Source organism: Microcoleus sp. Pol12A5 (genome assembly GCF_036701435.1).
GTDB lineage: Bacteria > Cyanobacteriota > Cyanobacteriia > Cyanobacteriales > Microcoleaceae > Microcoleus.
The window spans coordinates 1-9,278 of record NZ_JAUBQU010000167.1; the positions used below are offsets into that span (position 1 = coordinate 1).

6 protein-coding genes and 1 CRISPR repeat array are annotated in these 9,278 nt (G+C 43.5%); of the genes, 4 read left to right on the forward strand and 2 right to left on the reverse strand.

Translation table 11 applies throughout. The features are described from left to right. Window positions 1–63 precede the first annotated feature (63 nt). On the forward strand, window positions 64–873 hold the full coding sequence (locus QUA45_RS26145) for a hypothetical protein (RefSeq protein ID WP_333222671.1): 810 nt from the start codon (window positions 64–66) through the stop codon (window positions 871–873). A gap of 146 nt (window positions 874–1,019) precedes the next feature. Further along, window positions 1,020–1,268, forward strand: coding sequence for a CRISPR-associated endonuclease Cas2 (cas2, locus tag QUA45_RS26150; RefSeq protein ID WP_333222673.1), 249 nt, complete (start codon window positions 1,020–1,022; stop codon window positions 1,266–1,268). Between the two features lie 216 nt (window positions 1,269–1,484). Next, a CRISPR array of direct repeats spans window positions 1,485–3,055; the repeat unit is 36 nt; unit sequence CTCCCCACTCGTTGGGGAAACTAATTGAATGGAAAC. Between the two features lie 521 nt (window positions 3,056–3,576). Here the strand turns inward: cas2 and QUA45_RS26155 are convergent. Continuing rightward, a complete protein-coding gene (locus QUA45_RS26155) occupies window positions 3,577–4,179 on the reverse strand; it encodes a Uma2 family endonuclease (RefSeq protein WP_333222675.1) in 603 nt (200 codons plus the stop codon). 288 nt (window positions 4,180–4,467) lie between these two features. After that, window positions 4,468–6,129 carry a glycosyltransferase family 39 protein gene (locus QUA45_RS26160; protein WP_333222677.1) on the reverse strand — a complete coding sequence of 554 codons (1,662 nt, stop codon included), beginning with the start codon at window positions 6,127–6,129 and terminating at the stop codon, window positions 4,468–4,470. A 74-nt stretch (window positions 6,130–6,203) separates the two neighbouring features. Here QUA45_RS26160 and QUA45_RS26165 point away from each other — a divergent pair, with 74 nt between their 5' ends. Together QUA45_RS26165 and QUA45_RS26170 are read left to right on the forward strand one after the other, a co-directional pair. After that, entirely contained in the window at window positions 6,204–7,691 is a 1,488-nt protein-coding gene (locus QUA45_RS26165; protein WP_333222679.1) for a hypothetical protein, read from the forward strand. 359 nt (window positions 7,692–8,050) lie between these two features. Continuing rightward, the gene (locus QUA45_RS26170; protein ID WP_333100335.1) at window positions 8,051–8,455 is read left to right on the forward strand and encodes a hypothetical protein; all 405 of its coding nucleotides are present in this window, start codon (window positions 8,051–8,053) and stop codon (window positions 8,453–8,455) included. Window positions 8,456–9,278 lie beyond the last annotated feature (823 nt).

Genomic DNA, 9,278 nt, shown 5'->3' on the forward strand with positions numbered 1-9,278 from the left:
TTTACCCAAATCCCTTCTCTTACTTGATGAATGAGAGGGAATTCTTATTTTCTTCTGCCTAGAGTGACAGAAGAGGGTTATTTACAGGGGATGCAAGTTCAAGAAGCAAAAGCGCTATTAAGTCGTTATGACTATTTGGGAGTAGAGCGCATTTTAAAACCTTACTGGAAAGATTCTTCCGATCCGCTATTGCTGGAAATCCGTGATTTATTAGCAATGGCTGTACAGTGGAATTTTGCTAAATTTGAAGATTTTGGCAAAGCTAGGGGAGCTGTTGCAAACGAGCGTTTGAATCAGTGGTGGTGGACTGGCTATGAGGCTGCTTATTTAGGAGTTATCCGTCTTAGACAGGGTAATACGGTTGAGGCTCTATTTCACAGTTTTCGCGCTGTGGAAGGCTCGATCAAAGAATGGGCATTAGACAAGTATAAGCTACAAATTAAATACTATAATCCCAATCAACCAAGTACAGCATATATCCATGATGTGAATCTGCCTCAAAATTTACGGCCTTGGTTTAATGCCAATAAAAATGAGCAGTACAATAGTGTGGGTTTGTTTGGTAAATCACTATTTACTTTACTTGAAAAATCTGATCAAAATAAATGGAATCAAGATTCTCACATTAAAGTAGTTGCTGCTAATACTATAGATGAAAGAAATTTTATTTTTCATTCCTTGCGTGGCTTGCAGGAAAAAGATGTGTTCAAGGCTTGGAATACTGATAGTCGAGAACAATGGGAAGCTAGGGTTTTAGGCTGTTTAAATTTTGTTTCACAGCAAAAGTTTGTTTCGTTAAAGTCAGCAAGTTTGATGGCGAAAGTGCATGATGAATTGGTAGCTGCGCTCGCCCATTACGAACTGCAAACATAAGCCAATAAATCCGCCACGGATTTACGGATTCGCCGGGTTTCAACCCCTGGCGGACTAACAAACTTAACTAAAAATTTTCTCTTGAACTTGCATCTGAAGCTAAACTTTACCATCCCTATTCAACACAAAATAGAATTCGATAAAGTATGCCGCTTTATATCGTTGTCTACGATATCCGAGTTGACAAGCGCAGGCAAAAAGTGCATGACTTGCTGAAAGGTTATGGCAAATGGGGACAATATTCTACCTTTGAGTATGTTTTGTCAACTGCCAGATTTACAGAACTCCGGCGACGGCTGCGAAAGTTAATCAACCTAGACGCAGCATCCGGTTTTATCCGGTGTCGCACCATACTTTGGGACAGGTGGAGGTTTTGGGTTTGGGGGCATCGGTGACAAAAGCACCTGGATCAGTGATTATTTAGCTCAGGTTGCGAGGCTGGTGGTAAATTAGCTCAAACGACCTTTTTCCGTCGCGAGCCTCGCAGCATTACTGGGCAAGGGTTTCAGAGATTATTTTGAGCGAACACAGGTGTGAGTTCTACAAAAAATATCTGAGCCTCGCACATGACCTCTAGACACCTTGCGCTGTATTGGGTGTATCATAGAGGACTCCCCACTCGTTGGGGAAACTAATTGAATGGAAACTTATTGTTAGCTGCTAACCACGGCTTTATAGTAGAGCTCCCCACTCGTTGGGGAAACTAATTGAATGGAAACGTCAAAGTCTTTTAGGCACTCGTGCCATGTAGACTCATCGTACTCCCCACTCGTTGGGGAAACTAATTGAATGGAAACATCTTATTATTCTTAAGACCTAAGACTTTAAGATTCTCCCCACTCGTTGGGGAAACTAATTGAATGGAAACTTAAACGTTAAGATCATAGGCACATTACCAATTATTGCTCTCCCCACTCGTTGGGGAAACTAATTGAATGGAAACTGTATGTCATGCTTATCCCTCTCAGTCTCGAATAACTCACTCCCCACTCGTTGGGGAAACTAATTGAATGGAAACCAGAACAAAATAACGTCTTGAATTTGGTCACTACTAACGCTCCCCACTCGTTGGGGAAACTAATTGAATGGAAACTGGCTCATTCCTAAGTCGAGAGGTAGTGTACCAAGACTCCCCACTTGCTGGGGAAACTAATTGAATGGAAACTGGATGGGTTCGTTGCAGGCAATGATTACTTTGCATTCAGCTCCTCCCCACTCGTTGGGGAAACTAATTGAATGGAAACAAGAAAAACTTTATCAGCCGCAGCAAGTAGTTAAATTTTTCTGATTCAGCTCCCCACTCGTTGGGGAAACTAATTGAATGGAAACACTACCGCGCAAGATTTCCACTCGTTTTTTTGAACTCCCCACTCGTTGGGGAAACTAATTGAATGGAAACTAAACCACGGTATCTTGATCGGTGAACCCAACAATACACGCTCCCCACTTGTTGGGGAAACTAATTGAATGGAAACTCCCAATTCGTTACCGGAACGCTAGCACAGTTATAAGCCCCAATACTCCCCACTCGTTGGGGAAACTAATTGAATGGAAACATTAGCTTTGTTTCTGATGTTTTCAAGTGTTTGTGCAGACTCCCCACTCGTTGGGGAAACTAATTGAATGGAAACTCTACCTTTAGCCAATAACGCCGGGTTCGGCTAGACCCATAATTGCTCCCCACTCGTTGGGGAAACTAATTGAATGGAAATAACTCCACGTCTTGAACGTACCAAACGATCGGGGGATTTAAGCTCCCCACTCGCTGGGGAAACTAATTGAATGGAAACTTCCAGACTGACATCATTGCCCAACGTTTTTCCCATCTCCCCACTAGCTGGGGAAACTAATTGAATGGAAACTCTAGAGTTTTATGACCAGCAGCAACGCCGCCCTGGTTAGTAACTTCCTACTCGTTGGGGAAACTAATTGAATGGAAACATTCGTTTAGTGAATGCTTGAGCCGAAGCACGGTTGAACTCCCCACTCGTTGGGGAAACTAATTTAATGGAAACACAAATCCACAGGCGTTAGCTTTTGTGGTAATTGTCCCAGACGTGGTGGCTCCCGACTCGTTGGGGAAACTAATTGAATGGAAACTCACCGTCTATGTGGCGGGCGAACGGGCAAGTTGCACAGGTAAAGGCTCCCCACTCGTTGGGGAAACTAATTGAATGGAAACGCTAAAACAAAATTAGTGGAAGTCTTCTATTAATGCGACAGTTTAAGGGCAACCATAAATAGCTGTTGACAAAAGACTAGATTTCTAATAGTCTAATTTTGGGGGACGCCTCTACCGCATAGAAAACCGTCCTTAAGGCATCGTCCTATCCCCCAGCCGAAGGGTTACGGCACTTACATTGTCACTGCCTAGAAATAGGTAGCTAAGACAAATTCTGTCGAGGTCTTCTATTAATGCGGAATCGAAGGAGGCTTCGACTCCACCCGACACCGCAAACAGAAATAAAAAAATCAGAGCCTTCTGTAGTGCCAAAAGCTCTAAATCTTTAACCTCTGGAAAACTCCAAAGACAAACTTTTACAACTCAAATTTCTGCAACCAATCCGAGTTGCGAAGAATTTATAAGCACAAAAAAAGCCCCATAATCGGGGCAAAATATAACTATTCTCAGTCGTTGGGTGGGGGCGGGTTTATTATATTGTTGGTTTCTGACATAAATGGTTGGTGAACCCGCCCATACAATCATTTTTCAGGTGCAATTTCTTGATCTACTTGTTCAAAATTCACTTTATTATATATATCTGCCACAGCAATTTCAAAGGATACTGAAGCAAGCGCGATCGTCTCATCCGATTCATTGTACTCAGCAAACGACCATCGCTTATCATCCGTCTTAGAAAAATGTTCGATATATCTCCGATTTTGGTCGAGCAATAAGTATTCTTCAAGAGTGGGAATCGTGCGGTATCCCTCAAACTTTTTGCTGCGATCGTATCCTTTAGTTGAAGCTGACAAAACCTCAATAATTACCCTGGAATTGGTAATCGTATCGGTGCGGTTATTATAATACTCCGGCTCCCCACATACTACCATCACATCGGGATAAGTATAGATGCGCTTTTTGGGTATCCACAAGCGGACATCGCTCATGAAAACTCGATAGTCTTGTTTTTTGAACGCAAAATTTAGTTCGGCATAGAAATTGCCAGCTATTTGATTGTGATTGGTAGAGCCACCGGCCATAGGAAATATTTCACCATCAATGTATTCGCTTTTGTAGTCAGCAGCTTCTTCTAGTGCTAGATATTCCTCGATCGAGTAGTATCGTTGTTCAGTAAGTTGCATAGTTCTATTAGAGAGCATTTAACTGAGGCTTTTGTTTAGTGTAACATTTGTGGGTAAGCTTTTTAAGGTTGAGTTTGTGTAGGGAGTTTTTGAGATTGTTGGTTTCTCGTATAAATTGTTGTTAAACTCATCCGCACCCAGCCGATCGCCTAGATTTATCTGATATCCGATTGCATCCCAAAAATGTAGATTCGGATTGGTCGTTGGGTGGGGGCGGGTTTTCGAGATTTTTGGTCTGAGCCGATTATGGTTGGTGAACCCGCCCCTCGGTAATTTGGGGAAACACGCTTATTTTCGAGTTACCAAAACCCAATCGTCGGCTGTTTTCACAATCTCAGCATTCTGCAAACCTAAATGTTTTAAAACTGGTTTTTCTAACAGAAAATAAGGTTGAGGAAGAGTTTGCCATTTCTTTTTGAGCGTCGGCGCGTCGGCGACAATAACTTGGCGTTGACTGTAAAAATTCAGCGATGGACGGCCCAAGCGGTGAGAAGTAAACACCTGTTGACCCGCCGGAGTTCCTGTGCGGACAATTTCGGCAATCGGCTTAACCGGATAATCTTCGGCCAGTTCCCAAACCCAGTTATCTGAACCCACCAATACCAATAGCGTCAGGTAAGTTCCCCAAATTAAAACTAATATAAACTGCCGGTCTTTGCGGTGCAGCAACACGGCCGCCATTGTCATTGTCAAACCTACAACCATCAGCATTAACTGCAAATCTCGCTCTGGAGGCGCAATTTGTCCCCCGATCCGTACCCAGCCACTAAAGTACACGCAACCCACGACAGCAACCACACCCAGCATTGCCAAAATCGCGGGATGAGGCAGCAAAGAAATAGCATCAAAACGTTCTTCTGCTTCCTCTTTGATCGGCTCTGGCGGCAGCCACAGTTGCTCCCAAACTTCAGCGAGATAACTGCCAACAGCAAGAGCAAAAGCTGGATAAATTGGCAAAACATACCACGGCAATTTAGTAGTCATCACCGAAATAGCCAGCAGATATACTCCAGTCCAAACCAATACTAATTTTGGCCCGGCAAAACTGCGATTTTCCCAACTCAAACGCAGCCCTTGTAGCCAAAATAACTGCCACGGCGAAGCTAATTTTAAAATTTCTAAAAGATAATACCAAGGCGGGCCTCTGTGACTGCTTACAGGTTCCGAAATGCGCCGGAAAGATTCGTTAACTAAATTAGTGTGGATGAAATATTGGCCGTAGTGCAGCCATTGGGCAAAATACCAAGCAGTTACTGGCAATGTTCCGATCGCGAATCCACCCCAAAGATACCCAGAAGTGAGGAGTCGCGGGGTATCCCAAACCAAAAAAATACAGCCAACAGCAGCCAGCAGCAGCCCCAACATCACGCCCTTAGTGAGGCAAATGAGTCCGAACCCAATCCCCGCGCCCAAAGCGTAGCGCAAATCCCGGCGCGATCGCAGCAAACACCACATCGCCCCCAGCAAAAAACACAAAACCGCCCCATCCAACATCGCCAAACGTCCGTGCCGCACCACCGGTAACAGCGTCAGATAAACGAGGGCAGAAAAAATGGCGATCGCACGCGGAGGAAACAACTCCCTGCCAATGGCGTAAAGCAACGGCACTGAAGTCGCTGTCAGCATCGCCGGTACCAACCTCGCCGTCAATTCGCTGACACCGCCTGCTGCAAAACACAGCCCGATTAGCCAGTGTACCAGCGGCGGTTTGTTGAAATAAGGCATAGAGTCGATCGTCGGATACAGCCAATTTAAGTTGCCGCGCCAAATTTCGCGACTTACCTGCGCCGCAATGCCTTCATCCCAATCCCGCAACGCCACGCCGCCCAGATTCAGCCCGAAAATCAGCACTGCAGCCAACAGAAAAGCCAGCATCCACAGTTTGTCTGTAAAGCTGTCATTCCAGCGATTTTTCGGTTTGCGGTTCAAGAATGGAAAGATTTCTGACATAAGTTAAGAGAGTTTTGAGCGTCCCAAACTGCAGGTAAACTTAGACAGCAGTTATTTGCGACTAGGAAAATACCATGAACTTGCCTGTAATTATAGATATTATCATTGGCTTAGTCTTTATCTACCTGACTTTAAGCTTGCTAGCTTCGGAAATTCAGGAACTGATTGCTACTGTTTGGCAGTGGCGGGCGGAACATTTAAAGAAGTCGATCGAAGTGCTAATTTCTGGAGGCAGCGAAGGCGCGAAAGATCCCCTGCAACTTAAGAGAGTTGGACAGTTAGCTCATGCGATTTACGCCAATCCGATTATCAAGGATTTGAATCAGGGAGCGAAAGGGGTTTTATCAGAGGGATTCCGCTCTGTTACGCACCGCATGGGGGATTTTTACCACGGAGTTACGGGTACTAAAAATGTTTTCGGCAATAAATCCAGTGGACCTTCTTATATTCCAGCAGAGTGTTTTTCGGCTAGCCTTTTGGAGACTTTAAAGGTTTCTAGTTTGCTCAGCTCTATTTCTAAAACCCGATTGGAAAGATTTAAAAATTTACAATTAGCACAAATTCAACAGATTGGAGAAAATCTGAGTTTGCCGGATGCTACTAAACCGATTATTGAGCAAGAATTTAGGTGGCTGACTGCGGAGTTCAATCGAGTTGTTGAAGATTATCAAAACAATTTAGCAAATTTGAACAACAGCTTAGATCGGATGTCGGAAAAGCTAGGATTTTATATTAAGGATTCTCAGGTTTATCTACCAGAAACCGAGCTGGCAGGGAGAGAATTTCAGAGGCAGATGGCATTTGTCAAGGCTCGTTTTGACAGCAAAATTGAGCGGGTGGCGCTGCTGGGCCAACTGCAACCGAGTTTCAGCAATCTGTTAAATACTGTTAAAAAAAGTCAAGATACGGTAGCAGAAATTATGGATATCCAAGAGGAGAGTCCGATTTATCAACAAATTCAAGAAACCTTGGACAGTATGCCAGAATCTTTGAAACGCAGCCTTTATATTTTAGCGCAGCGCGCTGAAAAAAGCGGCGGAGATACTCAAGAGCAGTTGCAGCGGTTTCAGAAAGAAATTGAAATGTGGTTTGACCAATCGATGGAGCGTGCTTCTGGTGTTTACAAGCGGAATGCTAGAGGGGTGGCGATTTTGCTCGGAACTGCGATCGCTGTCGCTGCTAATGCTGATAGCATTCATATTATTAATCGGTTGTCGAAGGATTCGATGTTGCGATCGACTGTTAATTTCTACGCTGAGCAGTTGGTGGCAAACAATGCTAAGACTAAATCAAATAATTTAACCAGTCTGACAAAAGTTCAACAGGATGTCGATCGAGCTTTGGAGCAGGTAGCTCTGCCTTTTGGATGGAGCGAACAGAATAGCTTAGAACGAGATAAGCAGGGGAATTTATTGTGGCCGGCGTTGATTGCAAAATTGTTTGGTTGGATATTAAGCGGTATAGCTATTTCTATGGGGGCTGCTTTTTGGTTTGAGGCGCTCAACAAGATTATTAATATTCGCAATGCAGGGAAAAAACCGCCATCTTCCACTGAATCTTGAGCGGTGCAGTTGCGAGGCCAGTTAACTAACTGTCATACCCTTTTAGATTTTAGATTTTAGATGGAGGAATGACTGATGACTATTGAGGTTTGAAGCGTGGGCTGACAGTTGGATTCTTTTTGAAAGTGGTATCACCGATAGGATATCGGATCGATAGGTAATTGCGTGTTTGCCGGAACTAAGGGAAAACACGCAGAATATAAATTCCGTGCGATCGCGGATGGCAGTGCTGCACAAATAGGGGAAACTAATAGATAGGTTAAATAAGAATGGGCGAAATAAACAAGGTCGCTGGCAGTTTCAGAAGCTCTGACTCCAAGGCTGTATCTACCGCTAAACAAACTTTTGGAGGACGGAATATGTTGACTTCTTTAAGGGAAACGACTCCCGCCTTGGAATACGCAAACCCCCCATCCAAAAGCTTTGTATTCAAGGACTCCAGCATCAATGAAGGTGGATATTTTGTTTCCAGAAATTTGGCTGGGGAATCTGACTGCATTGAGAAATTTACCTCGGCACTTCAAAAATCGGCCTCTATCCTTAGAGAGATTGACAAAGTTCCCACAACTTATGATTGCAGCGCCGACCAACTGCAATTAGGCTTTGTTATCCTCACTTCAGATTATCTGGAACCATACAAAAGTCAATTGCCAAAATCGCATAGTTCTCTGACTCAAAACAGCCGACTTGGTTCGTGTTATGCCGATCGACATTGTGATACACTCAACAACGGCGCTGGGCGCGATCGACGGTTTGCTAATTAAGGAGAGTGATTTCATGGAGGGTATGGAACGTACCGAGGGCGACTGGGCCAAATGCAATTGTAATTAGTGACGCAGGCGCGATCGAAATCAACGATTAGATCTGACTCAATCTCCAATCATATCAATTCGCTGAATAATTTGAATCACGTTTGTAGTGAGGTGGGCAGTCCTCACAGTGTCCGTACTAGCCGATAAGTCAATTCATTCCCAGCCATTGGTTCCCACTTAATATCAGACAGTTTTGACTGTTAGTAAATACGACCAAAATTCTTGGGAATTAGTAGTTGGGTGTATCCCAAACCTAGCAGCTTCAAGCCATATAGAATTCTTCAAAATCTACATAACTCAGTTTTCCCTTGGATGAAATACAGCTAGGGAAACTTTAGTGGATTGTGCCTATACATAAAAACTCACACTCAAATAAAAACTACTAAATATAAGAAGAGGTATTCGACGGTGAATTACCTCCACTATTTCCGCATTCCTCAACTCAGGCTACTCTTAGCAAAATAAGGTCAAAAAAAAATGGATAATAGAACCTAGATTTATTTCAATGTTCCCGATTAATATTGCGGCGATCTACTCCCATAGGTAGAGGCTCCAATTCCCCTTTTGGTCAAGAGGTAACAGGCAAATGCAGAGGCAAATAAATTAATCAAAATATTTTAAAAAGTACACAATCTTTCAATTTGGTGTTAATATATAATCAAACAAGCCTGATAAGATAACTCCGGGGTGTATCTACTAATAATGCCCTTAATGGAGTCTCCAAAATGAGTTCTACATTCACTCAAGTTAACTCGCAATCTTATTTTGAAAAACG